31 protein-coding genes, 1 tRNA gene, 1 pseudogene and 1 riboswitch are annotated in these 26,855 nt (G+C 42.0%); of the genes and pseudogenes, 21 read left to right on the top strand and 12 right to left on the bottom strand.

Annotation, left to right across the window (positions count from 1 at the left end; genetic code table 11):
- The first annotated feature begins 278 nt into the window (after positions 1–278).
- From fabI to B5354_RS14005, 4 genes are all read left to right on the top strand, one after another.
- Positions 279–1,055 (top strand): enoyl-ACP reductase FabI, encoded by a 777-nt coding sequence (fabI, locus tag B5354_RS13990; protein ID WP_079529434.1) that lies wholly within the window; start codon positions 279–281, stop codon positions 1,053–1,055.
- Positions 1,056–1,364: 309 nt separating this feature from the next.
- Complete coding sequence (locus B5354_RS13995; RefSeq protein WP_079529435.1) at positions 1,365–1,898, top strand: CotO family spore coat protein; 534 nt, start codon at positions 1,365–1,367, stop codon at positions 1,896–1,898.
- A 143-nt stretch (positions 1,899–2,041) separates the two neighbouring features.
- Positions 2,042–2,278: a hypothetical protein gene (locus tag B5354_RS14000; protein WP_079529436.1), complete on the top strand. Its 237-nt coding sequence runs from the start codon at positions 2,042–2,044 to the stop codon at positions 2,276–2,278.
- Positions 2,279–2,719: 441 nt separating this feature from the next.
- Positions 2,720–3,109 (top strand): spore coat protein, encoded by a 390-nt coding sequence (locus tag B5354_RS14005; RefSeq protein WP_283078859.1) that lies wholly within the window; start codon positions 2,720–2,722, stop codon positions 3,107–3,109.
- 734 nt (positions 3,110–3,843) lie between these two features.
- Here the strand turns inward: B5354_RS14005 and B5354_RS14010 are convergent.
- Complete coding sequence (locus tag B5354_RS14010) at positions 3,844–4,329, bottom strand: CotY/CotZ family spore coat protein (RefSeq protein WP_079529437.1); 486 nt, start codon at positions 4,327–4,329, stop codon at positions 3,844–3,846.
- Between the two features lie 197 nt (positions 4,330–4,526).
- Here B5354_RS14010 and B5354_RS14015 point away from each other — a divergent pair, with 197 nt between their 5' ends.
- The 5 genes from B5354_RS14015 to B5354_RS14035 all read left to right on the top strand — a co-directional run bounded on the left by B5354_RS14015 (position 4,527) and on the right by B5354_RS14035 (position 6,689).
- Positions 4,527–4,763 (top strand): hypothetical protein, encoded by a 237-nt coding sequence (locus B5354_RS14015; protein ID WP_079529438.1) that lies wholly within the window; start codon positions 4,527–4,529, stop codon positions 4,761–4,763.
- 66 nt (positions 4,764–4,829) lie between these two features.
- The gene (locus tag B5354_RS14020) at positions 4,830–5,156 is read left to right on the top strand and encodes a DUF1360 domain-containing protein (protein ID WP_139377141.1); all 327 of its coding nucleotides are present in this window, start codon (positions 4,830–4,832) and stop codon (positions 5,154–5,156) included.
- Complete coding sequence (locus B5354_RS14025; protein ID WP_079529439.1) at positions 5,141–5,368, top strand: hypothetical protein; 228 nt, start codon at positions 5,141–5,143, stop codon at positions 5,366–5,368. The genes B5354_RS14020 and B5354_RS14025 overlap by 16 nt, the downstream gene beginning before the upstream one ends.
- 74 nt (positions 5,369–5,442) lie before the next feature.
- Entirely contained in the window at positions 5,443–5,748 is a 306-nt protein-coding gene (locus B5354_RS14030; protein ID WP_079529440.1) for a hypothetical protein, read from the top strand.
- A 35-nt stretch (positions 5,749–5,783) separates the two neighbouring features.
- Complete coding sequence (locus B5354_RS14035) at positions 5,784–6,689, top strand: MBL fold metallo-hydrolase (protein WP_079529441.1); 906 nt, start codon at positions 5,784–5,786, stop codon at positions 6,687–6,689.
- Here the strand turns inward: B5354_RS14035 and B5354_RS14040 are convergent.
- The 4 genes from B5354_RS14040 to B5354_RS14055 form a co-directional block, all read right to left on the bottom strand.
- Entirely contained in the window at positions 6,676–7,350 is a 675-nt protein-coding gene (locus tag B5354_RS14040; RefSeq protein ID WP_079529442.1) for a DUF421 domain-containing protein, read from the bottom strand. The genes B5354_RS14035 and B5354_RS14040 overlap by 14 nt on opposite strands.
- 104 nt (positions 7,351–7,454) lie before the next feature.
- A complete protein-coding gene (locus B5354_RS14045; protein WP_139377142.1) occupies positions 7,455–7,883 on the bottom strand; it encodes a GNAT family N-acetyltransferase in 429 nt (142 codons plus the stop codon).
- Entirely contained in the window at positions 7,883–8,398 is a 516-nt protein-coding gene (locus B5354_RS14050) for a YjcG family protein (protein WP_079529443.1), read from the bottom strand. The genes B5354_RS14045 and B5354_RS14050 overlap by 1 nt, the downstream gene beginning before the upstream one ends.
- Before the next feature lie 46 nt (positions 8,399–8,444).
- Positions 8,445–9,167, bottom strand: a complete 723-nt coding sequence (locus B5354_RS14055; protein WP_079529444.1) for an alpha/beta hydrolase — start codon at positions 9,165–9,167, stop codon at positions 8,445–8,447.
- Between the two features lie 228 nt (positions 9,168–9,395).
- Here B5354_RS14055 and B5354_RS14060 point away from each other — a divergent pair.
- Positions 9,396–9,468: transfer RNA gene (locus B5354_RS14060), tRNA-Val, on the top strand.
- Positions 9,469–9,843: 375 nt separating this feature from the next.
- Here B5354_RS14060 and B5354_RS21080 read toward each other — a convergent pair.
- Both B5354_RS21080 and B5354_RS20530 read right to left on the bottom strand, forming a co-directional pair.
- Positions 9,844–9,930 carry a putative holin-like toxin gene (locus tag B5354_RS21080; protein WP_425432154.1) on the bottom strand — a complete coding sequence of 29 codons (87 nt, stop codon included), beginning with the start codon at positions 9,928–9,930 and terminating at the stop codon, positions 9,844–9,846.
- A gap of 242 nt (positions 9,931–10,172) precedes the next feature.
- Positions 10,173–10,325 carry a hypothetical protein gene (locus B5354_RS20530; RefSeq protein WP_176142498.1) on the bottom strand — a complete coding sequence of 51 codons (153 nt, stop codon included), beginning with the start codon at positions 10,323–10,325 and terminating at the stop codon, positions 10,173–10,175.
- 260 nt (positions 10,326–10,585) lie between these two features.
- Here B5354_RS20530 and B5354_RS14070 point away from each other — a divergent pair, with 260 nt between their 5' ends.
- The gene (locus B5354_RS14070; RefSeq protein WP_245804798.1) at positions 10,586–10,852 is read left to right on the top strand and encodes a nucleoside transporter C-terminal domain-containing protein; all 267 of its coding nucleotides are present in this window, start codon (positions 10,586–10,588) and stop codon (positions 10,850–10,852) included.
- A 194-nt stretch (positions 10,853–11,046) separates the two neighbouring features.
- Here the strand turns inward: B5354_RS14070 and B5354_RS14075 are convergent, their stop codons facing one another.
- From B5354_RS14075 to B5354_RS20990, 4 genes and pseudogenes are all read right to left on the bottom strand, one after another.
- Entirely contained in the window at positions 11,047–12,156 is a 1,110-nt protein-coding gene (locus B5354_RS14075; RefSeq protein ID WP_079529446.1) for a M24 family metallopeptidase, read from the bottom strand.
- A gap of 29 nt (positions 12,157–12,185) precedes the next feature.
- Positions 12,186–12,947: pseudogene (locus B5354_RS14080) on the bottom strand (arylamine N-acetyltransferase family protein).
- Positions 12,948–13,045: 98 nt separating this feature from the next.
- On the bottom strand, positions 13,046–13,351 hold the full coding sequence (locus tag B5354_RS20985) for a TRIC cation channel family protein (protein WP_342743013.1): 306 nt from the start codon (positions 13,349–13,351) through the stop codon (positions 13,046–13,048).
- Positions 13,352–13,381: 30 nt separating this feature from the next.
- Complete coding sequence (locus B5354_RS20990) at positions 13,382–13,459, bottom strand: TRIC cation channel family protein (RefSeq protein ID WP_342743035.1); 78 nt, start codon at positions 13,457–13,459, stop codon at positions 13,382–13,384.
- Positions 13,460–13,845: 386 nt separating this feature from the next.
- Between B5354_RS20990 and B5354_RS14090 the strand changes: the two genes are divergently transcribed.
- The 10 genes from B5354_RS14090 to B5354_RS14140 all read left to right on the top strand — a co-directional run bounded on the left by B5354_RS14090 (position 13,846) and on the right by B5354_RS14140 (position 24,913).
- Positions 13,846–14,277, top strand: coding sequence for a peptidase dimerization domain-containing protein (locus B5354_RS14090; RefSeq protein WP_245804835.1), 432 nt, complete (start codon positions 13,846–13,848; stop codon positions 14,275–14,277).
- A 223-nt stretch (positions 14,278–14,500) separates the two neighbouring features.
- Positions 14,501–15,061, top strand: a complete 561-nt coding sequence (locus B5354_RS14095) for a TetR/AcrR family transcriptional regulator (protein WP_079529448.1) — start codon at positions 14,501–14,503, stop codon at positions 15,059–15,061.
- 456 nt (positions 15,062–15,517) lie between these two features.
- Positions 15,518–16,411, top strand: a complete 894-nt coding sequence (locus B5354_RS14100) for a beta-keto acid cleavage family enzyme (protein ID WP_079529449.1) — start codon at positions 15,518–15,520, stop codon at positions 16,409–16,411.
- Complete coding sequence (locus tag B5354_RS14105; protein WP_079529450.1) at positions 16,411–17,379, top strand: 3-hydroxyacyl-CoA dehydrogenase NAD-binding domain-containing protein; 969 nt, start codon at positions 16,411–16,413, stop codon at positions 17,377–17,379. The genes B5354_RS14100 and B5354_RS14105 overlap by 1 nt, the downstream gene beginning before the upstream one ends.
- Positions 17,380–17,437: 58 nt before the next feature.
- On the top strand, positions 17,438–18,622 hold the full coding sequence (locus B5354_RS14110; protein WP_079529451.1) for an acetyl-CoA C-acetyltransferase: 1,185 nt from the start codon (positions 17,438–17,440) through the stop codon (positions 18,620–18,622).
- Positions 18,623–18,655: 33 nt separating this feature from the next.
- Positions 18,656–19,342: a CoA transferase subunit A gene (locus B5354_RS14115; protein WP_079529452.1), complete on the top strand. Its 687-nt coding sequence runs from the start codon at positions 18,656–18,658 to the stop codon at positions 19,340–19,342.
- A gap of 18 nt (positions 19,343–19,360) precedes the next feature.
- On the top strand, positions 19,361–20,035 hold the full coding sequence (locus B5354_RS14120) for a CoA transferase subunit B (RefSeq protein WP_425432133.1): 675 nt from the start codon (positions 19,361–19,363) through the stop codon (positions 20,033–20,035).
- Positions 20,036–20,058: 23 nt separating this feature from the next.
- The gene (locus B5354_RS14125; protein ID WP_079529454.1) at positions 20,059–21,615 is read left to right on the top strand and encodes a BCCT family transporter; all 1,557 of its coding nucleotides are present in this window, start codon (positions 20,059–20,061) and stop codon (positions 21,613–21,615) included.
- 809 nt (positions 21,616–22,424) lie between these two features.
- A riboswitch (glycine riboswitch) is annotated at positions 22,425–22,504 on the top strand.
- Between the two features lie 112 nt (positions 22,505–22,616).
- On the top strand, positions 22,617–23,699 hold the full coding sequence (serC, locus tag B5354_RS14135; protein ID WP_079529456.1) for a 3-phosphoserine/phosphohydroxythreonine transaminase: 1,083 nt from the start codon (positions 22,617–22,619) through the stop codon (positions 23,697–23,699).
- 14 nt (positions 23,700–23,713) lie between these two features.
- Positions 23,714–24,913, top strand: coding sequence for a phosphoglycerate dehydrogenase (locus tag B5354_RS14140; protein WP_079529457.1), 1,200 nt, complete (start codon positions 23,714–23,716; stop codon positions 24,911–24,913).
- A gap of 253 nt (positions 24,914–25,166) precedes the next feature.
- Here B5354_RS14140 and B5354_RS14145 read toward each other — a convergent pair whose 3' ends face one another.
- Positions 25,167–26,855, bottom strand: coding sequence for a GMC family oxidoreductase N-terminal domain-containing protein (locus tag B5354_RS14145; protein WP_079529458.1), 1,689 nt, complete (start codon positions 26,853–26,855; stop codon positions 25,167–25,169).

The following is a 26,855-nucleotide window of genomic DNA, read 5'->3' on the forward strand; positions in this document are numbered from 1 at the left end:
GCCAGACTCGTTAGATATAGCATGAACTTGTCGCTAAAGGGCGGGGATGATTTCTTGTGAAGTCTTGTACGTTGTAACATGATCGATTTATAGTGTGTGTTTATGTGGGAAACATTATTCCTAATGAACCAAATACAACCAGGGATGAAGTCTTTTCCAACTGCTCAGGAACCGAAATACGAGGTGTAATTGTAATTTGTATGAAGATATTATAAAATAGGATCAGGTACTAATAACAAATCATAATACTTAGTAAGACCCCAAGGAGGACTTGTTTTATGAATGGATCTTTAGAAGGCCGCACTTATGTTGTCATGGGTGTTGCGAATAAGCGCAGTATTGCGTGGGGAATTGCACAATCATTAAATAAAGCAGGAGCGCAGCTGATCTTCACCTATGCTTCAGAACGATTTGAGAAGCCAGTCCGCGACTTAGCTAACACACTCGAAGGACCGGAATCTTTATTTTACGAATGTGATGTAACGGATGATGAGGCGATCAACCAAACGTTTGCAGCGATTCAACAGGATGTCGGAGTCATTCATGGCCTGGCGCACTGTATCGCCTTTGCCAACCGTGAAGAATTGAAAGGGGAGTATGTCGACACAAGCCGGGACGGTTTCTTGACCGCTCATAACATTAGCTCCTATTCCTTAACAGCTGTTGCCCGAGCTGCTAAGCCAGTTATGTCTGACGGTGGTGGGATCGTCACCCTTACGTACCTTGGCGGGGAAAAAGTAGTGGAAAACTACAACGTCATGGGAATTGCGAAGGCAAGCCTTGATGCCAGCGTTAAATACTTAGCGAATGACCTCGGTAAACACAAAATCCGTGTTAATGCGATTTCAGCGGGTCCGATTCGTACACTGTCAGCCAAGGGTATTGGCGACTTCAACAAAATTTTAACAGAAATCGAGGAGCGTGCTCCGCTTCGTCGTGCTGTAACTCAGGAGGAAGTAGGCGACACAGCGTTCTTCTTAATGAGTGATCTTTCAAGAGGAGTTACCGGTGAAATCATTCACTGTGATTCTGGTTATAATATTGTAGGGTATTAATCCATCCCGTCCCTGAATGGAATGTTTCCACATTACAATCAGGGGCTTTTTTTTATGGCATAGAGGAGCTTTACGGTGGAGATTAAGCATGATCAAACGCGTTAGGTCGGAATGGTGCTTCGTTAAGTCGTTACCCTTTTGAGATAGGGAAGTATAATCCTGAGATAGGTCGTTATGTGATGGAGACAAGTCGTTATCCCTTTTAGTTAGGGGGCTATCCTGTTATAAGGACTGAAAATGCAGCACATGAAAAGATAGGTGGGCATATACATAGAATGACGACCAAATGAAAAAGGGGAGATACCTTAAATGGCAAGTAAAAAGAAAACGGCAAAACCTCCTGTTCTGTATATTACACAACCCAACCTCGAGCCGGCTGAAATATCCATGCAAACGAGTTATCATAGCGATGCACAATCGGTCCAACCACCGAACCAGCAACAAACATCGGACCAAACGACTTCCTCACAACAACCACGGCGAGTAAATAATTTTCAAAATCAATTGCGGCAAAGAAACACATATCGTAAAAAAGTAACTAGAAATCAAAAAGATGTACCTAAACAGCAAAATACGGAGCCGGAGGATCAATCCTCTGACAATAAAGAGAATCGAACAAAATTTCGTGACATGACGATTGAGGAGAAAGTGAAGTATTTCGTTAACCTTCCTGCACAAGTTCCGAAAATGAAGTGTGAGGTAGCAACGGCGGAGGAAGGCCAATTCCGCGGATTTATCGAAGGGTATAAAGAAGGCATAGTTGAAATGAAGACACTCCAGAAGCCTTTCGAAAAGCAAATAAAACTCCAAGATATTCAATCCATTCGTTTACTTGGGTTCTAGTTCCCGAATGAGTACCGACGAGATGACATCGGCTAGTTTAGACCGACGTCATCTTTTTTTGTCGGGAAAATAGACCTCTACCTATAACACCCTAATGGTTTCTGAGTCATATAATATACAAGAAAAAATAGGAGGTGGATGGATTGAGTAACAATAATGAGGATTTCCAGAATATTTCTGGAAGAATTATCGATATGATAGTAGGTTCCACATTAAAAAAACATGGCGTAAAGCTCGACCCTAGTAGAATAGATCCTGAGCAAAGAGAAGAAATCAAAAAAATTGTTGAAGATTTAAGGAAAAGTGCGGACTCGTTAACTAAAAAAACAAGTGAAGAAGATAATAATGAAGAAGATAATAAAGATGAAACAAATAAATAGATTGTTAAGCTGAAACCGGATAATGACCTCCATTGTCCGGTTTTTTATTGGTCAGGGAAGAGGGGTTCATTCTTTCCATCGAATCGTCGTTACGTCAGATTTACGACAACTGAGCCTTCTCCTTTTTCACGGTGACTATTTGAAAAAATCATCAAGATTTTAAGAAAATAGGTATGTATATAGAGACAATCACCCTTCCCCTTTAAGGCTATCCGCGTAGGATAGTATTAAATAGCAAGAAGGAGGTGTCGTAACATGGGAATGTCAAGTTATGATAAAAAGAGATTGTTAATGTTGGAAAGAAGAAATGATGAAAGATGCCAAGATCAAGAGCCGGTTACGTGCGAGGATAAGTGTGACCACAGCTGTGATCATCACTGTGGAGACCATTGTAATGTATGTGACCAAGGGCCTCAACAGTGGAATGCGCTAGACCCGACTATGGATTTTCCTTTTGGGAATAGTATCGACCAGGATGCTGAAGCAGAACTGAAGAATGTGCAAAAGTCTTTCGAATCGATTGTAATCAAAGATTCATGCGATGTAGATGTTAGAACAACTGATACGCAGTTAGCTGTTAATATTCAGGTGGCTATCCAAGTAGCTATTGCCTTGATTATCAGCATATCCATTGCAGATAGTGAAAGAGCTAACTCGATCACTCAGGATATAGAAGCACAGTTGAAATCTGCTCAAGTAAACAAACAGCAAACGTATATCGAGAACTCACGCAACGTAACAGTTGCAACAGACGATTCAGATGTTGCAGTAAACGTTCAGGTAGCCATCCAGGTACTAATTGCATTGGTAGTCCGTCTAGGTATCTTGTAATGTAATGGTATATTCATGCAAAAAGAGGTAGAGTACCCTCAAAGTTGATGACTAAATCTATTTAAGGGAGATGCCTAACCTCGTAATTTGGCATCTCCCTTTTCCTTTATTTAAGATGAAAGGGAAGGACTATGTATAAAAAAAGAATATGAATATGAAGAGGGAAGAGAATCCGACTTCACATATGCATGGTCGAGCGAATTTGACTGCATGATTGAAAACCCTTCAAGGCCGGAGTCACCTTTATAAATGTTTTAATGAGCGGAAAGTTACGGTCAATAAAGACGGGTTTCTATTATGTCCCTCCTTCACCGTCTCATAGTCAGTGGCTCGCAATCTTTGTATGAAGTCAGCGATCAACTTGCTCGAAATTGTTCACAAGTTAAACATGGATTTCCTTCAGTTTTAGAGTACTCAAGGTTTATCGGATTGGAGTTGTCCTACATGAGTGTGGGCTAATTACTGGATAACCTCTTCTTTTTACAAGAACATGACAGGTTATGAAATAGAGGGGGTATCCAACATGTAAGGTTGGACCCCCCTCCATTTCTAACCGTTACTTGAAGTTAGAAGACTGATCAAAGATTACACACATGAGTCTAATCATTTTAGGCAGCTAAGGGGATTAATAAAGATGACTCCGGTTTAGTACACCGAAGTCTCCTTATAAGTGCATAATCCCTTTACGCCTGTTTTTTCATTTGATAGGTTGAAGTTTCCGCATTGACACTGCTTTAAAATAGTGCTGAAACAGCTGGCAGGCAAGTCACGTGGCAGAAGCAGTCTAGATCAACTGTAATACATATGCCGGTAGCACTCAAGTCTCCTGTCGCCTGTTCTGCCGGGCAATCATGCTTGCATTCACAATGTTCGTCTTCATCAGGAGAAAGAAGCAATTCCAACGTAGCGCAGCAATCGTCGTCTACATCTTTCACACGGAAGAAGAAACTTTCTTTAATATCAAAGTCGTCACTGCCATTCTCGCAACGTTTTCCTCCAAACCCTTTAAATGGCTTGCATGTTCCTTTGCAGTAAAGAATAACAGGGATGGTATCACGGCCATTTCCTCCGCCGGCACCGCCAACCAAGTCATCGATAGACTGTCTGCATCCGGAATCACAGCAGTTGTTCCCAACTACATCATCTTGTGCTGCTTTGATATCTCTAAGGATATCGCAAACACAACTTTCCACATCATAATTTCTTTCTTTACAGCCCATTTATTTAACTCCTTTCTGATTTCCAAACGTATTGACGTATTGTCCTTAATAGACTATGTAATTATGCCCTGTGGGTGTGGGCATCTGACTGTTTTATAAGAATTGCTGAGCAGAAAGGGATGATTGGGCAGGTGACCATACCAAATAATGAATTCAACCATAAAATATCAATGACTTTTAATAAGGAGTTGAAATGAATGTCTGAAAAGAAAAAAAAGGTGATCCATGTTAAGGATCTTGTTATTAAAGCAGACAATGTTGTCATCGAACCGCAGCATCACGACAAACACGACAAACACGACAAACATGATAAACATCATGACTGGCGCGATAATGATCCTTTCTTTGGCGGACGCAGAAGGGAACATGATGAGAAAAAGGATAAAGGTCATGATGACGAATCAAGTTCACGCGGAGGGTTTTCCTGGCTCTAATTTATTGGTAATGGTGAGGTCACTACAAGGTAGTGGCCTTTTTCTAACGATTAAGGAGGAAACAACATGGATATGGGATGGTTTGCATTTATCGTATTAATCTTTGCCAGCTTTCGTTTTACAAGACTAGTCGTCGATGATCTTATTTTGGAATGGGCTCGCAAGCCGTTTGAAAAAGTAGTAACAAGTACGGATTCAAGCGGTCATACAGAGGAATGGAGAGAGCCAAGGGGGATAATCGGTGAATTCCTCCACTGTCATTGGTGTGTAGGGGTGTGGTCAGCTTTCCTCATGATCGTTATTTATTATCTGATTCCTTACGGTGAAATAGCTCTGCTGATATTGGCATTAGCCGGTCTGCAATCCATTATCTACGAATGGAGGGAGCACTGATTGGAAAGAAGCAAAAGTCTCTCGTCAAACTGATGCAGGAAATTGACAGAGAAGTAAATCAATCAGACGGTTTAATGAAGAAACCAGAAAAGCGTTTTACAGAGTGGCAGCGAGACTTTGATGCCTGGGAGAAGCGTTTTTCAAAAAGGATGACCAAAATCGAGAAGGAACTGAATAAGCAAATGAAGAAGATGGAAAACTTTTTTGAATAGTTCGGCTAAGAACAGGAATACTTTTAAGCAAAAGGGGTATCTACTTATATAGAAGAAAGGGGGGGGAGGCTTCAATGGGATATGTTCTTCCAGTCACCCACTATCAGTATATGGATTATAAGAAACGAGTCACTCAGACGGCGAGATCACCTTTTGCTTTAGAACCTGTTTTTAAAGCTACTCTCGAACAAAAATTGGGGAACGAACAGGAGCAGCAAGGTCAACTTCAGAAAAAAGAAGACGTAAAGAATGAACGTTTGCATCCATTATACACCCCAGCGACGATTCACTATCATACCGTCCCCCATACTCAGAACGTTCCAGAAAAAGTTTATTCCAATGTTACCGGGAAAGGGCTTTACTTCAGTGAGAAGGTGTAGTCCTATTCCATGCCACCGATCAAGGAGTTTTTCCTATGTCTTTTAAACAAATCAATGAACACTGTTATTATTATCACGCGGCCGTGAACATCGGGTATGTTCATCAGGGAGCGACTGGGCTGCTTATTGATACCGGAATTGATCGCTCTTCCGTAAAAAAAGTGCTCAAGGAACTCAAAGCCAGAGAGCTTCCCTTGACGCACTTATTTATTACGCATGCCCACGCGGATCACTATGGCGGTGCTGCTTATGTGCAAGAGCATCACCACGTACATACAATAGCCCCTGTGTTGGAAGAGGCGATTCTACGAAACCCTCAGCTTGAACCGCTTTATTTGTTTGGCGGAAACGACCCATTAGAGGAAATGCAAAATAAGTTTTTGCAAGGTCCAGAGATGCAAGTAGATCAAATCGTAACAGAAGGCTCTCTGTCTTTGGGTTCATTGCAGGGAGAGGCGTATTTATTACCTGGGCATAGCTATCATCAACTTGCTCTTCACATTAAAGGTGTCTTATATGCGGCCGACAGCTATTTTAGTGAAGAACAATTGCGTAAGCACAAAATTCCGTATGTGACAGATGTGGATTTAACACTTAAAAGCCTGCACAAGCTCTTAGAACTTTCCTGTGAAGGGGCTTTGCCGGGCCATGGAGATTATGAAGAGGAATTCAAAGAGACCATTCAGGCAAATATAACGTATCATGAGCGACTCTTACACTGGCTTGAAACTTATCTGCAGTCACATCCAGAAGGTATTACTCATGAACAAATTATTTCAGCTATGTGCCAAAATTATGAGGTGAATGCTCCTCAATTTTCTCAATGGCTGTTATTTAGAACGGCTGTTACGGCCTATCTCGTTGCCTTAAAGAAACAGGAGCGGGTACAGGATAAGGTGGAGAAGTTTCGCTGGACTTTTTACCCTGTTAGTAAGGCATAATAAAAAGCTGTTCACCCGGTGTGTATTCAGCCATCAAAATTTGGTCCACACTCGAAAAACTTTGGTTGCGTAATTCATTTTGCAGCCATTGTTTATCAAATCCGGCTTCTTTCAGGTTATCCCAAATGACTTCTCCATCGCTTATAAAAATACTCGATAAAGAAACAGTAGATAAAGGGAGGTTCAAATCTTTCCTGGTCGGCGTCTGATGCTCCGATTTCTTTAACACGGAAATCGATCCATCGGTTTCAAGTACAGCATATTGTACGTCTTTTATCGTGAACACATCTTTAGAGCGCAATAAATGCTGAAGCTGATTAATATCTAATTTATTCTTCTTCAACTGCTTTTTCATGATTTTACCTTCATGAATGACGAGGGAAGGACTGCCTTCGAGAAGATGCCTTGTCCCTTTGAATTTTTGAGTTATAAGTTCGGTTACGGAGATCAAAATCCCCCAAAGGACAATCATAAACGCCATTTGTCTTAGTCCAACTTCGCCGTCATAAAGGGCATTCCCCACTAGCTCGCCTAATACTAAAGCAGAGATAAAGTCAAAGGGCGTAATTTGAGTAATTTGAGTTTTCCCAAGGAGCTTGGTTATAAGAAATAGGGCGAAGAACCCAAAAATAATTTCAGCGAACATTTGTAGATAAGCCATACCATCACCTGTTCCTCTAGCGTATTGTCTAGCTATCATTCTAGACGAAAAGGGTGGCTTCTATACAAAAAAGATCTGCCTGTGGTTAGGCAGATCTTTTTCATTTATAAGTCTTTAATCATGGTAACGTGGGGTATGCCGGCGTCCATAAATTCTTCAGAAACTGTCTGATATCCAAGACTTTCATAAAAGCCTTCCGCATGCGTTTGGGCATTGAGTTTCGCCTTCGAATAACCTGCGTGTTTAATGACGTTTTCCATATGGTCAATCATTTGCTGGCCATACCTATGACCTCGGTGAGCTCTTTCCACGCAGATTCTCTCAAGCTTTGCATAATCTTCGATAAATCGAAGTCTGGCTGCTGCAAAGGGCTTCCCATTCAGGTAGCCGACGAGATGTTTAGCGGAATCGTCAAAGGCATCGTGTTCATCGGCTTCTGAGACACCCTGTTCATCAATGAACACATTCCGGCGTATCTGAAAGGCATCGGTTAATTCTTGAGGATTTCTAACGGTGCGGATATCCACCTGCATTACTCGTCACCGAATCGAAAGGTTTCGTAAACACTCCAGGCTCCATTTTCTAACTGATAAAGCAGTTGAAAGCGATCCACTTTGTCTACGATATCAAAGCTATCCATACTTAAACTTCCATATACATCGGAAAACTCTTCATCAGAAAGCTTTTGCGCGATCGTAATGTGAGGTACAAAAGCATACTCCTGATTATCAGGCATGGTGCCATTACGTAATTTCTCGTTCAGTTGAATAATTGGGTCAGTGGGATTGACTTTTAAATAAATCGTGTTTGTTACAGGTGAAAAAGAACTGACCTTTGTTACTTCTACTGAGAATTGAGATGTATCTTTGGCGATTTTTTCTAACTCTGGAATAACTTCTGCTTCCAGCTTCTTTTCCTCTACTTCAAACGGTTCTTTTAGAGTAATATGTGGTGGAATCAGAGCGTAATGCGGGTCATAACGTTTACGATAAGAGTTCGCTTCATCCTGTACTTTTTTTGATGGAAAAATTGCTATACCATATTTCATTCGATTGATCCCTCCTAAATCTTTCTTTACACGCTACTTACGGCAATTAGCCAAATATCGTTAATAAAGCTCGTTTGAAATCCTGCTGCCAGGACTTCCAGGTATGATCACCATCGAGCTCATGAAACACATAAGATAAAGACTGCTGAGATAAGTATTGTTGTAGATCGAGATTGGGCGTTAGGAAATCTTTAGTTGCCCCATCTGTCGTCTCCACAGCGGTTTCTTTATTCCCAATCGTATGGTAAATCGTCAAAGATGACAAATCTTTAGCTGATTTTACAACTTCCATCACATGAGGATCTACATAAGGGCTTTGCATAATTACATTGCCAAATACGTTTGGAAATCGGGTTGCTGTCATTAAGGCCAGCGTACCTGCAAGTGAATCTCCAACGAGAGTACGCCCATTTCCCATATAGAAACCGGGAAGCTCTTCTTCTAGAAAAGGAACAACTTCCCTTACTAAAAAGTTAACATAATCACCTTGCTTGTTTCCATCAGGATGGTACTTGTCCCGACGATCATGCTTATTATGATAATGAATGCCAATGAAAATTGTGTTTTCAATCTGTCTATTCGCATGAAGCTGATCACTCAGCGTCGCAGCGCGTCCCATCTGAAAGTAGTCGTTTCCATCCTGCATAATACAAAAATGGTATTTATACAGGGGTGAGAAATTTTCAGGTGTGTACACTTTTAGTTTCATTTCTTCATTGAGATACTGGCTGTCGATGCTGTATTCAGTCATCTTCCCGTCTCTCCCCATTTGACCACCTCCTAACATCCGATCGAGTTCGCGCATGGAAATTCCCGTATCGTAAATCGTGTAACGTATCCCTTTTATTTTATCATATAATTGTGAAAAAAAGGAGAAGGGAACCGATTTGACCAGGTAGAAAATTTTCCAAACTAAAAAATTATCGAAATATGTTGACATTGATGTCATAGCATTGTATATTAATAGTTGTCCTAACAACAAGATGTTACATAATATGATTCCGTAGCTCAGCTGGGAGAGCGCCACCTTGACAGGGTGGAGGTCGTTGGTTCGAGCCCAATCGGAATCATCCATCAAAGTGCCGGAGTGGCGCGGTTTCCTATTAAAGGGGAGGCCGCGTCACTTCTTTTGTTTTTGGATTTTATCCCCCAGCATCCAGCCATGCTGCTATACGTATATCGGGCTACTTCCATCGTGAAAGGTATTATCACTTTTTGTAAGCTGGTGACTTTATTTGACTAACCTGTTCCATCTCTGAAAAGAAGTAGTATAATGTTATTTGTTGTCACTTGTTAAACTAAGGAAATAAGATTCAAAAAGGAATCTGCATCTCGCTCTAGGAGATAGAAGAATAATAAATGTCAACAGACATAATTAGCTACTATTAAAAAAAGCCAAGGTGTTGGGGCACCCTGGCTGAAAACAGAATGAGCATGAATGACTATTACCGTCTATTTTGCTGTAGAAACGCTATCAGCATACCAAAGCTCAACATTATGCTTATCGCTTCAAACGGAGTCACAGTAATCACCTCACTATGAGAGAGTTACTCATTCTGTGCATAGGACTTGCACCGTTAGTGTAACATAGATTACGTTATAATTTCAGAATATTACAAAAACTGGCGAAAATTACCTAATTAAGAATACCCTATATTGGTCCGTGTTACTGTGTCACTCCGTTTGGCAACTTCACTGTCAATGTATCCGTCTAAGGCTAAAATAAATATTTCCATTGCTACTGAGGATCATGCTCTCAATAAGTTATTTTAAATTAAGGCATTCCTTTTGTGGATTGTGATGGCTTTGAGGCTTCTAATTGTTCCACCATCCATTTGATGAGCTCCTCTTCTTTATCAGTCAACTTCCTACCTAATCCCTGCTCAAAGTCTTGCACAAGTGATGTATATTCATCTGTTTTTGACATGTATATACCCACTCCCTTAATAGACATTGTAGCAATTTCCCCAATAATTTGATAGGTGTATTTGTATTAGTGATTATTTCTTTTGTGATTTTTTTTGTAACAGATGGCAAAAGCTCCTAGTGTGCTCCTTATAAGTTACTAATAGTAGGGCTGGCAAAAATCCACAGAGGTAATCCCTGCGATGTGGAAGAGTATGATGATTTAATTGAGGTGGAGGAAGAGGAAAGAGTTCTTTTTTTCAAATGGTGGGAGACAGCTTGATGGACGGGTTTAAAGTTGTGATTATCGTTGCTGCTATGCTCTTGGGTTTATGGGGGTTCCGATGGGCAAAGGCTGTACAGGCAGGTGGAAACATGGCAACCAAGATTGTTACAAATGAATTTGTTGCTATGTTAAGTTTTGGTGAAATCTCTAGTAGTCTATCAGAAAAAACAGTGGCTACAATGTCTGCCTTGGCCTGGATTCAATCATGGATCCCCTGGTATCCGCCTTATAAAAGGTATGGAAAAAGGCTGAGACAAAACTGAATAAAGCATAAAATAGAGGTTGGAACAAAAGTAATTTTATCAATTGAAAATCCGAACTTAAGTAAAACTGTAATTGGTGCATATAACCGCTGCGAAAATATACTTCGCTTATACAGCCTTCGTTCGTCTTTTTACTTTAGATATTTACTTATGTCCCAGCCTCTTCGGTTGACGGAAGCAATACCTATGAAGTTTTAAACCCCTAAAATTTGTAACTCCCTTGGAAAAGAAGTTAGTACCTTAACCTTTCCGCTTTTATTTATATAAACTTCATCTTCAACGCGTACTCCGCCAAAACCAGGGATATAAATTCCGGGTTCGATCGTAAACACCATACCTTGTTCAGCTAGACCCTCATTCTTTTCATGGATCGATGGTTCCTCATGAACCTCTATACCTAGACCATGCCCAACACGGTTGTTAAAGTAATCTCCATAACCGTGGCTGTTTATGACCTTTCTAGCTTCGATATCGAATGTTTTGACAGGGGCGCCAGCTTCTACGGAATTCACTCCAGCCTGATTGGACTTCAGGACAATGTCATAGATTTCTTTTTGCTTGTCCGCTGCCTCGCCAATTATAAATGTTCTGGTTATATCTGAACAGTATCCGTCCTTAATGACCCCCATATCAATTAATAGGAAGTCACCTTTTTGAAAAGGCCGATCACCCGGGCTGCCATGGGGAAGAGCTGATTTTTCCCCAGATAATACAGTTGTTGAAAAGGAAGGACCTTCTGCTCCGAACTTCTTCATGAGATATTCCAATTCAGCAGTTAATTCTAGTTCAGTCATCCCTATTTTTACTTTTTTAATTCCTTCTGCAAGAACCTTTTCAATGATATAGACAGCCTGTTGTACGTAACCCATTTCACTTTCAGATTTTCTTAATCGTTGTGCGTTAATGGATGGTTGGATGTCTACATAAGAAGCTTCAGGAAAATGAGTTACTAATTGATTATGCTGATACATGCTTACACTCTTCATCTCAAGACCGAAGGATGTGATGTTCTCCCCGAGTGTATCTTTTAGTTTCTTAAATGGGTTTTCTTCATCTGAAATCGGAACGACCTGTTTAACAATAGATTCGTCAGCAGCTACTTCTTCATCCAATGCGGGAACAAATAAGGTGTATTCCTGGTTGCGGTTATCAGCAATTAATCCCATAAATCGTTCGTGTGGATCTGAGTTGAAGCCAGTATAATAGAATACATTTGCAGGTGATGTAATCATAGCCACATCAATATTTTGATTTTCAAGAGAGTTTTGCAGTGTTTCTAATCTGTTTTGATAATTGATAGCCATCGTAAGAACCTCCTATTCTGTTTGCTGAATTATTTATCGTAGTGATTAATATGGATATCGAAATATTGTTCCAGGACAGACGGTTTTTCACTATTGCTGACGTTCGTCTTTTGTTTTGCCTCATGACGAGTGACGATTAAAGAATTCCCTGAAAGTGTAACACGTCCATCCAAGGTGGCCAACGATACGATTTCCCTTTGCGTAAAGTGGGACTCTGGCGAGGTCTGATTAAAATGGCAGGCTTTTTCAAACTCTGATAGTTTTCTTGGTTTCGTGTCGAGGCGAAATAACGTTTCCGATTCGCCTTGGTTATCCTGTCTTTTTAAATCATAAATTCCCTCTTTTATTTTTACCATACAGTACACTCCACTAACATCTTCCCGTGTTTCACCAGTTAAAGGAAGTGGCATCCTAACGGAATCACCGAAACCGACATCCACTAAATACGGCTGGTCCATCTCGACAATAAGGCAAGCATGGCTCCCTTCCATGGTCCAAGAGCCGTCGGGACGCTTAACTGTAGCAGATACAAAACGGCTATTGAAACCAAGGCTTTGTAATAGCCAGTTAAACAGACCATTTAATTCATAACAAAAACCACCACGGTGGTTTAAAATTATTTTTCGATAATAATTTTAAATATCTAATGGGATCGGAACATGGTGGATCACGTTCAAATTCTCAAAAGGGATATGTAGCATATGTTGTAACTGAAGCTCATGAAGTGTCTCCAAAGTTACCCCCTTCGTATCAGCAAGACCCATTCGTTTTAAATACTGATCAACCTCCATTACCAGAATCCTCCTTTTGATTATGGAAAATAAACCGTATCATTCCTACTGATTCATCAATTTAATAATATCTGGATACATATTTTTTTCTTGAAGTTTTAGGGCATCATGACATGGAATGCCGAGGTAATCGCCATTTGAAATGCACGGATAACATCCTCAATGTAACAATCGAACAAAAAGAATACCTGTTGTCCAAGGTCTCTGGATGAATCCATTCCACCGCCTGAGCCCGTCAAGGTTGCCGCAACGAGTACCGCACTTAAAGGTGCGCCGATTTGAACAGCGCTGAGAGCCCCTTGTATGGCAAATGAAGCCAACCCCATCGGATCAAAAAGAATACCCCATTTATCCCAATATTGCAGCCACGGATTCGGTAGTAAAAATATAACGATATTCGTCAAGAAGACGGCGATAAATAAATCACCTTGCGTCTAAATGGTTGCAATTGGTATGCCAATTAACAAATTACGAATCGTACTGCCCCCAAATGCCGTTGTGAATCCTAACACTTGGACACCTAATCAAGGCACCGCTAATGGCAAAAGCAAGGGTGCCTATGATGTTAAGTACTTCCCACGTCATTGTATTTCTTCCTTTTTTAAGTTTAATGATATTCTATAACGATTCGTTCATTTTTCCAACTCATGCATGTTAGACGTTAATCTTATGAGAATTTTGGTCGGTTAACGTAGAAAAATAAAGGGTAGACTTAATTCAGAGGTGATAATATGGATCAAGAACAAGCCAAATCATTTCGGTTGGTGAAGAGGCGGGAGCTGTTGGTGCACGTCAACTGACAAAAGAGGGGTATGCCGATCCGTTAGATGCCCTAATCGTTGCGGAACCAACGCAAAACCACATCAAAATTGCTCACAAAGGGGCATTATGGCCGCAGATTGTCACATGCGGGAAAACGGCTCATGGTTCGATGCCGGATATGGGAACGAATGCGGTGGCTCATATGAATGAAATTATCCATAGGATGTTAGGTGAAGAATTTGAATTAACATACGAAGAAGACGATCTGCTTGATGGATCTACTTACAGCATTAACGTCTTCAACGGGGGAGCCAACACAAACGTTGTGCCTGACCAATGTTTCGTGAATATTGACATTCGAACGGTCCCGTCTCAGGATCATAATCAAATCATCGATCAAATCGACCAAATCATACAATCTACAAAAGGAACATACCCTGATCTTAATGCGGAAATCCGTATTTTGAACGATCAGACTCCAGTGAAGACTTCAAGTGAGGACCTTTTGTTAAACTGGTACAAGACACCGCTGAATCCTCATGTGGTTCAACAACACTGGGGGGAATAACCGGCTACACGGACAGTTCACAATTTACACATGCAGATCTTGTCCAAACTAAAGTTGAGTTCATTCTGTAAGTCTCGTCCTGAGAGAGATTCCCCGTTTTCGGCGGGAATATCATAAATCGTTATTTTGTGTTAGGGTATTTTTTATTAGAAACATTTGCATTTTGTACGAATGAACATAAATGATCCTACAAACAATTTGGTTACATAAAAAGGAGATCGCCATGAATAAAAATTCAAGGAAAGTGGAAATTCTGCACGCTGCAGCGAGCATTGTCAGTCGGGAAGGTATTTTCAATTTTACACTGGAGGCTGTGGCTAAAGAGGCTGGGATGAGCAAAGGTGGTTTACTTTACCACTATCCTTCCAAAGAGGCACTTGTGCAGGGGATGGTAGAGCATCTGGCAGAGAGCTACACAGGAAAAATTGAAAGTAATGCAGAAGATGATCCCGATGATATTGGTAAATGGACGAGAGCTTTTCTCAATGTCACGTTTAACCAAACCTACCCTAATAAAGATATGAACGCAGGGTTATTAGCTGCTAAAGCGGTTAACCCAGAATTGCTGAATCCGATCAAGGAAGCCTATGGCGAATGGCAGCATAGGATCGAACACGATGGGTTGGATCCCGTCATGTCGACCATTATCCGCCTGGCTACAGATGGAATGTGGCTATCTGAACTATTGGATATTTACCAAATCGAAGAGGATAGAAAAGATCAAGTATTAAGAACGCTAGAAGAGTGGGCCAAGAGTAGTCAACTAAACGACACAAACGACTGAACTTCCACCACTCAAACACTTCTTGATCAATTTGCCCTATCTTAATCCGGTTAATCCTCTATGCTCAATTGATGTTCTTAAACAGTTTTTAACGGGTTGTCTCAGATATTAAAATGGACCGTTATAAAAGGCACCTCCATATGTCGTGATTGTATATACGACGTCTGGAGGTGTTTTTTTATGCCATTAATTGGATTAATTTACTGACTCTTTATCATCTTTACGGTTAGAACTAAAAAAATAAATTGCATAAACTGTTTGTTTTAAAATTTTTTTGTTTTAAGCATTGCCATCAAAGGGTTTTTCAAATTCATATGGACCAACACTAATAATTTCCTTTTGAAAAGTGAACCGTCTGGATGGTATAGTAAAATTTGTGTTTTCAAGAAAGCAAAAGATTGACGAATCCAAACGAAAGAATACCATTCATACAGAACTAAGTTAGGAGGAATTTAGATGAATAACAAAACGTTAGTAACGGCAGCTGTTACAGGTGCAGGGGACACCCTTAAGAAGAATCCAAACGTTCCGGTGACCCCGAAGGAAATTGCGGATTCAGCAATTGCCTCCGCGAAGGCAGGTGCAACGGTAGCTCACGTTCATGCGCGTGATCCTGAGACAGGAGGCATCAGCCATAATGTGGAGCATTATCGTGAAATCGTTGATCGGATACGGGAGTCTGAAACAGATGTCATCATCAATATCACATCTGGTGGGGGCGGTGATTTTATTCCGAGCCTCAATACGCCTGCGGCCGGCGGGAATGGGACAGATATTCAAACACCTGAAGAGCGGCATGAACCGGTCGGAGAACTGCTTCCGGAGTTGTGTACACTCGATTGCGGCAGTGTGAATTTTGGAGACATGATTTACATGAGTCCGACCGACTGGCTCCGTAAGCAGGCGAAGTTAGTTCAGGAAAGTGGTGTGAAGCCGGAGCTTGAGTGTTTCGACACGGGTCATATTCGTTTTGCCAAGCAGCTTGTTGAGGAAGGACTTATTGATGGAGACCCGATGTATCAATTTTGCTTAGGTATCCCTTGGGGAGCAGATGCAGATGCTGAAACAATGCTTTATATGAAAAACCGCCTTCCGGACAACGCTCATTGGTCCGCATTTGGCATCGGTCGTATGCAGTTTCCGATTGTGGAACAAACCTCGCTGCTTGGCGGAAATGTCCGTGTTGGTCTTGAAGACAACATTTATTTGAAAAAAGGTGTTGCTGCCCGTAATGAGCAGCTTGTAGATAAAGCGACAGAAATTTTACAGGGGCAAGGAAAAGAACCAATGACACCACAGGAAGCAAGAGACTTACTAAACTTAAGAAACCCTTATGGAGGCTCTAACTAATGGCTGAACTGATTAATGAGGTTAATAAGGTAGCTGTAGTAGGAACAGGTGTAATCGGAAACGGCTGGATTGCTCGTTTTCTAGCTCAAGGATATGACGTTACAGCAACTGATCCAGCTCCGGGAGCTGAAGATCGTATGCGTGAGGCTGTTAACCATGCGTGGCCGGCCCTTGAAAAAATGGGACTGGTAGAAGGGGCATCACAAGATCGACTTCATTTTGAATCAGATCTGCAGAAAGCAGTAACTGATGTTGACTTTATTCAAGAGTGTGTACCTGAGCGTGAAGATTTAAAAAGAAAAGTGTTAGCTGATGTGGATCGCCACACAAAACAAGATGCAGTGATTGCGTCTAGTACATCTGGGATTATTCCGAGTACCTTGCAGGCGGATTGCCAGTATCCTGAACGCGTTATTGTGGCTCATCCCTTCAATCCGGTGTACCTTATTCCACTAGTTGAACTTGTCGGCGGCGAGAAAACGAAATCGGAAGTGATCGAAAAAGCAAGAGTGTTTTATGATTCCATTCAAATGAAGTCGTTAGTCATCTCAACTGAAATTGAAGGACATGTAGGCGACAGGCTTATGGAAGCGATTTGGCGTGAAGCGCTGCACCTTGTAAACGATGGTGTAGCGACTACCGAAGAGGTTGATGCCTCCATTGTTTACGGTCCTGGGCTGCGTTGGGCATTAATGGGGCCATTTTTGACACTTCATCTGGCCGGTGGAGATCAAGGGATGCGTCATATGCTTGAACAGTTTGGTCCTGCTCTGAAACTTCCATGGACGAAGCTTGAGGCGCCTGAACTAACTGATCAACTTTCCAACCGAGTGATCGAAGGCTGTGAACATCAAACAGAAGGCCAATCCGTAGCTGAACTAAACAAGCGACGCGATGAGTTTCTTATTGAACTTTTAGAATTACTGGAAAAATACTGGCCTGCAGCTAATTTAAACGGAAGATTATAAAGTCAATAGAAGAGTTTTCTGAAGGTGAATTAAAAAAACAGAATGGAGGGAAGTTACGTTGTCATTACAGGAAGTTGTTATCGCTAGTGCGGTTCGAACACCGACCGGATCGTTTTCTGGGAGCTTGAAAGACATTTCAGCTCCTGATCTAGGATCCATCGTGATCAAGGAAGCATTAAAAAAAGCAGGAGTCGATTATAAACAAGTTGACGAAGTGATTATGGGCAATGTACTTCAAGCGGGACTTGGACAAAACCCAGCCCGCCAAGCTGCAATGAAAGCAAAGATTCCGGAAACAACCTCATCGATGACCATCAATAAAGTGTGTGGTTCTGGTCTGAAGGCTGTCCATCTCGCTGCTCAATCCGTCATGCTTGGCGAGCAGGACGTTGTGGTTTGCGGTGGAATGGAAAACATGAGTCAGGCACCTTACGTATTGAAGGGGGCAAGAGAAGGCTACCGGATGGGTCATCAAACCGTTGTTGACAGTATGGTTCATGATGGCCTCTGGTGTGCATTCAACGATTACCACATGGGGGTCACGGCTGAAAACGTCTGCCAATCCCATCAGCTATCTAGAGAAGAGCTTGACGACTTTGCTGCTGCAAGCCAAAGGAAAGCGGCTGAGGCTATCGAAGCAGGTCGGTTTAAAGAGGAAATCGTACCTGTTTCCATTCCACAGCGAAAAGGGGAGCCGGTCTTGTTTGATCAAGACGAAGGTGTAAGAGCGAATAGTACGAGAGAAAAACTAGGTAAACTTCGTCCTGCCTTTAAGAAGGAAGGAATGGTTACGGCAGGTAATTCATCGGGCATTAACGATGGAGCCGCTGCCCTGGTTGTCGTAAGCAAGAAAAAAGCGCTGGAATTAGGGATTGAACCATTGGCAACGCTTCGTTCCAATGCCAGTGGCGGTGTGGATCCAAGTGTTATGGGACTTGGTCCGATTCCAGCAACGAAACAGGCACTTGAAAAAGCTGGACTGTCGATGGACGATATGAATCTGATTGAGGCAAATGAAGCCTTTGCAGCACAGTCGCTGGCAGTCGGGAAAGAACTAAACATTGACGATGAGATTTTAAACGTAAACGGTGGAGCCATCGCACTCGGTCACCCGATTGGTGCTAGCGGGGCGCGTATTCTTGTTACGCTCCTGCACGAGCTGATACGCCGGGACGAACGGTATGGTCTGGCCACACTCTGTATCGGAGGAGGTCAAGGGGTGGCAACGATCGTTGAAAGATAGCGTTAGTTAATTTTTTTCAAGGAGTGAGTAAATATGAAACCGATCGTGTCTTCATTTGAAGAAGCAGTAAAAAACATTCATGATGGGGCGACCATTCTAGTCGGCGGATTCGGTCTTGTCGGAATCCCGGAAAATTTAATTCTTGCCCTGAAAGATTCAGGTGTAAAAGATTTAACGATCATCTCAAATAATTGTGGTGTCGATGATTGGGGGCTTGGTCTGCTTCTAAAAAACAAACAGATCAAAAAAATGATTGGCTCTTATGTAGGTGAAAATAAAGAGTTTGAACGCCAAGTTATGGCTGGTGAAATTGAGATTGAGCTTGTCCCTCAAGGAACTCTTGCTGAGAGAATGCGTGCAGGCGGCGCAGGCATTCCGGCGTTTTATACACCTGCAGGAGTCGGAACGCCGATAGCAGAAGGACGTGAGGTCAGGTCGTTCGATGGAAAAGACTATTTGCTTGAAAAAGCGATCTCGGCAGACTTTAGCCTTGTGCGAGCCGCAAAAGCCGATACCATTGGGAATTTAATTTACAACAAAACCGCACGCAACTTTAACCCAATCGCTGCAGCGGCTGGCGAGGTAACGATTGCTGAAGTGGAGGAACTCGTTGAACCGGGTGAGTTAGATCCAGGGCAGATCCATACACCGAGCATTTATGTTCAGCAATTGATTGTCGGAGAACAAGAAAAACGCATTGAACGCCTAACAACAAGATAATCATCGAAGGGAGGAATCATGATGACGAAACAGGGCAAAGCAGTGATAAGAGAAAAGATCGCTAAAAGAGCGGAAAAAGAACTTAAGGATGGATATTACGTCAACCTTGGGATTGGGATGCCGACCCTTGTGGCGAATTACATTCCAGATGATAAGTGGGTGATGCTGCAATCGGAGAACGGTTTGCTTGGAATCGGTCCCTATCCATCTGAAGATCAAGTGGATCCCGATTTGATTAATGCTGGAAAGGAAACCGTCACTGAAGCAAGAGGAACTGCATATTTCAATAGCGCGGATTCATTCGGAATGATTCGCGGGGGTCATATCGACGTAGCCATTTTAGGTGGAATGGAAGTATCCAATGACGGAGATCTGGCCAACTGGATGATCCCAGGGAAAATGATTAAAGGAATGGGTGGAGCGATGGACCTGGTTCATGGGGCTAAACATGTGATTGTGATCATGGACCATGTCAATAAAAACGGTGATCCGAAAATTGTAAACGAATGCAGCTTGCCATTGACGGGAGCCGGTGTGGTTGACCGGATCATTACCGATCGTGCCGTTATAGATATCACACCAGAAGGTCTTGTACTTGTTGAAGTAGCAAAAGGATTTACGATAGAAGAAATAAAAAACCTGACTGAACCAGAGTTAATGGTCAGCGAAGATTTGAAGTTGGAAACTTATTAAACGAATAGTGGGAGGTGGTATGTATGAATAGACCACAACTTGATAAAAGAATTTTTTGGGGTGCGATTTTCGTCATTTGTTTGTTAGTTGCTCCTTTAGCTTTAGGTCCTGAGCAAGGATTAGCTATATTAAACGGTATACGAGGGTTTCTCACTGAAAAATTCGGCTGGCTGTACATGCTGTTTACAGTTGCCATTTTTGGCTTTTTAATCTGGTTAGCCACTGGTAAGTATGCGCATGTGAAGTTTGGTGAAGGGGAACCTGAATTTTCAACACCTAGTTGGATTGCGATGATGTTTACCGGCGGTATCGGAGGCGGCATTATGTATTGGGGGGCCATCGAGTGGGCTTTCTACTATACAGCTCCTCCTTTTGGCTTGGAACCCAAAACGGCTGAAGCAGCTCATTGGGCCGCCACCTATGGACTCTTTCACTGGGGGTTTACGGCATGGGCCATCTTCTGTTTACCAGTTCTGCCGATTGCTTATGCGTATCATGTTCGGAAACAGCCGACATTAAGTTTAAGCGGAGCTTGTAAAGGTGTTATTGGTAAATACGCTAGTGGATGGATTGGTAAAATAATCGACATCTTTTTCATATTTGGTTTAATTGGCGGAGCCGGCACTTCGTTAGGATTAGAGGTTCCGATGATATCTCAGGGAGTTTCTGAATTATTGGGCATCCCGAGATCTGTTACATTGGATGCGGTTATCATCGTCATTTGGACTGGGTTGTTCGGGCTAAGTGCTTTTCTAGGACTAAAAAAAGGAATCAAACTATTAGCGGATGTAAACATGTACCTTGCACTGATACTTGGAGCATTTGTGTTTCTATTTGGTGCAACGGTATTTATATTAACGACCTTCACGAATAGTGTTGGGCTGTTACTTCAGAACTTTATAAAAATGAGCTTTCATATGGACTTTACCAACGGATGGGAGTTTACTCAAACTTGGACCATCTTTTACTGGGCATGGTGGATTGCTTATGCTGCATTTGTAGGTTTATTTACAGCCAGGATTTCCAGAGGCCGAACGATAAGAGGCGTTATCTCTGGTATGATTATTGCAGGAAGTCTCGGGTGCTGGATCGTCTTTTCGATTTTCGGGAATACAGGACTTTACTTTGAACTGAATGACATTGTACCCGTTACTGAAATCTTAGCAAATCAAGATGCCTATACGGCCATCATTTCCATTGTCCAAGCCATGCCATTAGGTAATATTGTACTCGTTTTATTTTTAATGCTCATGATGGTTTTCTTGGCGACAACGCTTGATTCATCAGCCTTTACATTGGCTTTTGTTGCTACAAAGGAAATTAAATCAGAAGAAGACCCACCAAGGTGGCACCGGATTTTCTGGGCTTTTATACTGGCAGTTATATCTCTTGTGTTGCTATATAGTGGAGGACTGGGGGCTCTCCAAACGCTTTCGGTGATTACGAGTTTTCCGCTGATCTTTATATTTATCATTATGGTCATTTCCTTTATGAAATGGCTGAGGGAGGACTATCCGAAGGGTACAACTAAGGATGACTCATCTATTAAACGATCTGAAGCGAATAACAGAGACCAATAGTTCCTTAAATTTGGAAGCAATGATCCTTCCCTCCCAAAGTATTTTGCAAGACTGTTCTTATTCCACATGTACTTCTTCAAAATGATCTTTGTGGTGTCCACTTATAAGTCACTCTTAATACTTTACAACGTCTAAAAGGTATAAAGTGATAAGTAAGGCTCCTCTTTATGTAGAGGGGCCTTTTTTTCGTAATAAAAGATAGCCTTGGCTAATTGTATGTCTCAGTAGATGCAGGCGCTTGAATTCAGCTTGTAATTACATAATAAATATCCTCAATCTCTATACGAAACGATCATGGGGTGGATTAGACAAAAGTTTGAGATTATGGCCTGTTATTTTGCTTCATGCGTTGATTAACCAGCAAAGAAATTTATGGACTGAGGTTTTTTATGTGAAAAAAGAAGGCTGGAGCTATGTAGCTAGTGAGAGTGGCCTTGTTACAATTCTGCTCACGTCTATTGCTGAAATTTATATCTGTCAAAAATTCGATTCGTTAAAACCAGGATACAGAGTCAATAAAGGCTTTAATCTGTGACAATTTTCCCTGGAAAGGAAAACGAACAAATATTATAAATTAATTTATAATATTCGTGTTTATTCAAAATGCCTTAAGATTAACCAAGTAAGCGCTAACAATAAGAAAACGAGTGAAGATACTAGTTTTTCACCCCTTGAATAGTTGTGAAATATAATTTATAATCCAATAATACAAATTTTCCAACTTTTAAAAACGAACGATGTTTTTAAAAGCTATTCGTCTATAACTATATAATGAGTTTGCGTTGATTGTTATGGGTCGCACTATAGCAGGAGCAATTTCTGGAGAGAATGCAATTCGTTGCATCGCCGAAGGGTTCACAATCTCAGGCAAAGGGACAGGAGGATAATAAATACTTATTTGTTATTCTGACATCTAAAGAGGCTGGGGATCCCCATTCTCTTTTTTTTATTTTCATAAAACATAGTGGTTCTAATCAATTGAATAAGGGAGTTAGGATAACATGGAGAGAATTTATAATTTTTCAGCGGGTCCTTCTATACTGCCGCTGCCAGTATTAGAGAAGGCGCAGCAAGAGTTAGTGAATTATGCTGATTCAGGCATGTCTGTGATGGAGTTAAGTCATCGTTCGGAATTATTTACAGAGATTATTACAGGTGCAGAGCAGCTGCTGCGAGAGCTGATGACGATCCCGGAGAATTACAAAGTGTTATTTGTGCAGGGGGGAGCTTCGCAGCAATTTGCCATGGTACCGATGAATCTTTTGGGCAAAAGTGGCAAAGCGGATTACGTCAATACGGGGTCCTGGTCGAAGAAGGCGATCAAAGAAGCCGAGAAATATGGGGACATTCGCGTCATCGCTTCTTCAGAGGATGCAAATTTCACGCATATACCGGCTGTCAACAGCAGTATAATTAATCCAGAAGCTGATTATGTTCATATTACGACGAATAACACCATCGAAGGCACGGCATTTCACAACATTCCAGATACGGGAGATGTACCACTTGTAGCGGATATGTCATCTAATATTTTATCTGAAGATATAGATGTCTCTCAATTTGGGTTGATTTATGCAGGAGCGCAAAAAAATATCGGACCTGCCGGATTAACGGTTGTGGTTATTCGTGAAGATTTAATTGGGAAAGCATCGGAAAACTGTCCGGCGATGCTCAATTATCAAACACACAGCGACAGCGGATCCCTTTATAATACGCCGCCGACATTCGGCATTTATATGGCGAAGCTCGTTTTTGAATGGATTAAGGAAGCTGGCGGGCTGAAGGAAATAGAGCAGGTTAACCGTCATAAAGCTGAGATCCTCTATGATTTTATTGAGAAATCAGATCTGTTCTCATCTCCTGTAGAGAAAGGCAGTCGTTCGATCATGAACATTCCTTTTGTGAGTACGTCTGCCGAGCTGGATGCTGCTTTTATTAAAGAGGCAAAAGTGCGGGGGCTTGAGACATTAAAAGGTCACCGTTCTGTAGGCGGCATGCGTGCCAGCCTTTATAATGCGATGCCGGTTGAAGGAGTTCAATCATTGGTTACGTTTATGAAAGAATTTGAAGATCATTATAAATAAAAGGGGAGATACTGATGGGGACAGTAACAGTAGATAAATTGAACACGATCAAAACGTTTAATAACATTGCGCAGCGTGGCTTGGATGTATTCGACAAGGTGAATTATACAATAGATAACGAGAGTAAGAGCCCTGATGCAATTGTGGCTCGCAGTTATAACATGCATGAGATGGATTTTGACAAAAATTTAAAGGCGATTGCAAGAGCGGGGGCGGGGGTCAATAATATTCCCGTTGATGACTGCACGGAACGTGGAATCGTCGTGTTTAACACACCAGGGGCAAACGCAAATGCTGTCAAAGAAATTGTGCTAACCTCATTGATGGCGCTATCCCGCAATCTATTCTCCGGTGTATCCTGGGCCCAGACGTTAAAAGGGAAGGGCGAAGAGATTCCAAGTCTTGTAGAAACGGGCAAGAAACAATTTATCGGGCAAGAAATTAAAGGGAAAACTTTGGGTGTGATTGGTTTGGGAGCGGTTGGGTCTCTCGTAGCCAATGATGCACTGGACCTGGATATGAATGTGGTTGGGTTCGACCCGTTTATTTCGGTCAACACCGCCTGGAACCTCTCCCGCAATGTACAGCGCGCCATGTCCATGCAGGAGCTGTTTGCTTATTCTGATTACATTACAGTTCATGTTCCGTTAACGAAGGATACGAGCGGCATGTTTAATGAAGAAACCTTTAACACGATGAAACAAGGTGTAAATATTTTAAACTTTTCGCGCGGTGGTTTGGTGAATGAAGAGGATATGGCCGCGGCCCTTGAAAGTGGCAAGGTTGGCAAGTATGTGACGGATTTTCCGAATGAAAAGATCCTGGAAATGGAAAATGCTATTCCTCTTCCACATCTTGGTGCTTCTACGAAGGAATCAGAGGAGAATTGCGCGATTATGGCGGCTCGTCAAGTACAGGACTTTCTGGATACAGGAAACATTAAAAATTCAGTGAACTTCCCGAATGCGTCACTACCTTATACAGGAAAGCGTCGTGTGACAGCCTATCATCACAACGTTCCCAATATGGTCGGGCAAATTACGTCTGCTTTATCAAATTACAACTTGAACATTGCAGATATGGTGAATCGAAGCCGGGACGATTATGCATACACTATGATTGATATTGATAATGAAGTAAATGGAGATATTCTTCCTGACTTAGCAGGTAACATTGAAGAGATTGAAGGAATGGTTTCGGTACGGATTATTTAAACAGGTATATTAATAGCCAGAACATTACTGCGCTTTTTGCAATAATGTTCTGGCTATTTTTTTGGAGGTTGTGGGACGCTAAAAATGAGGTATTTAAGAATTCGGAGTAGTTATTTGAGAATCGTGCTTCGTTATTTGAGAATCCTAGTTCGTTATTTAAGAAAAGCATCTGTTTATTTCAGAATCAGTCCATGTTATTTAAGAATCACGCAGGAAAAACGTCACTACATGTTTGAAAAACGGTCCATAAGATTCAAAAGTATTTTTTATAGATTTGCTTAGCAGTCCTGGTGGCTAAAACCTGAGTGGTTAAGGTCGGATTTGCACTTCCGAGCCCGTTATTTAGGACACTGTTGTCTGCTATAAACAAGCGGCTGACTTGATATGACTCACAGTTTTGGTCGACGACATACCCCATTCTCATGGTGCTCATCATATGGATCATCATGCCGTCGGGCCAATCGGAATGGACCACTTTTCTTGCTCCGGCCTGGAGAAGAATGTCTGCTGCGATTTTTACTAATTGCTGCTTTTTTCGTAGCGTGTTTGTGGTTGGCGTATAACGTATTGATGGGATGGGGCCGTTTTCATCAGAAGCAGCGGCTGAAACCGAAACACCGTTTCTCCTGTCAACTTCATCATCCGTACAAATTAAGATATTAAGGGATGATTTATAATCTGCCATGAGCTCTATTAAATCTTCTCCCCTCACGCGGCCTTTTTGAATGGGATTGTGTGCTGACTCTTTCGTTCTTGATTTACCTAACGCATAGGTGAAGCTTGCCATTAATCCTGGGCTGGTTCCGATCGTTTGGATAGACCCTAAGCCGGGATAATCAAGCCTGGCACCAGATGTGTGGCCGACATATGGGTTTACCGAAGGACTTCCTAAGATAGAGAGCAGATCTTTCTCATTAAAAATTCCAGTGACCATATCCATCTGATGATTTACAAGTCCACGACCTGCCCATTTGTTAACAGGCAGAGCGGAATTCAGCCACAAACGGGGAGTTTCGATGGCACCCGCCGCTGCAACAATGCAGTCGGCAAATAATTCTTCCTGTTCTCCTGTCCATGTGTTCCTTGCTTTCACTCCAATTGCTCTTACTCCTTCCGCAGGGTGGTTTTCTGTGATGATTTTATAAGAGAATGTATTGGGCTGGACCTCTATATTGCCTGTCTGTAAAGCTGAAGGTACATAGCTGACATTTGTGGAACGCTTAGCAATTTTAGCGACAGAAGGGCCGTGCGGACAGCCGTTTATACAGTGCCCCGCAAGTGTACAGCCTTCCATCCATGACAACTGCTCTTCGGAGTAGGATGGATTAAGCAGTTGTGAATTAGGCGGCAAAATCGCGTTAGGCTGAGGTCGGTATCCAGGAGTTTTAACATCGAGAGTAGGTAATAGGTTCCAGCCGGCTTTTTTTGCACCAAAATAAAAAAGCTCTTCTTTAGAGGTCGTGGGGGCGAATTCTACAGGGAGCTCGGCCTCCACTTTTTCGTAATAAGGGGTCAGTTCGCTGTAAGTGAGCGGCCAGCTCCTATCAATAGAAGCTGGAAAGGCACGGGGAGAATTGGCTAAGTAGTGTTGTGTCGTCCCACCCACGCCTGAATTTTGCCAAACAAATCCCCTTTGGTGATAGGATCTGTTCCAGGGAGGATGTTCTCGATCAGCAGGCCCCCAGCGCAGCTTACCTGAAATTTGATCATTCATATTATTTTCTAACTTATTGTAATTCTCCTTAAACAGGACAACATCTAGATCATTCGGGCAACTGCTGGAAACACCTCCTGGTTCGATGTTTGGATGAGGCCATTTTTTGTTTCCATACCATGGCCCCGCTTCCAGCACAAGCACTTGCAGCCCCAGTTCTCCCAGTTCCTTTGCGATAACCGCTCCTCCGCCGCCTGCTCCGATTACAATTACGTCCGGTTTTTGCAT

The organism is Halobacillus hunanensis, assembly GCF_900166655.1.
GTDB lineage: Bacteria > Bacillota > Bacilli > Bacillales > Halobacillaceae > Halobacillus_A > Halobacillus_A hunanensis.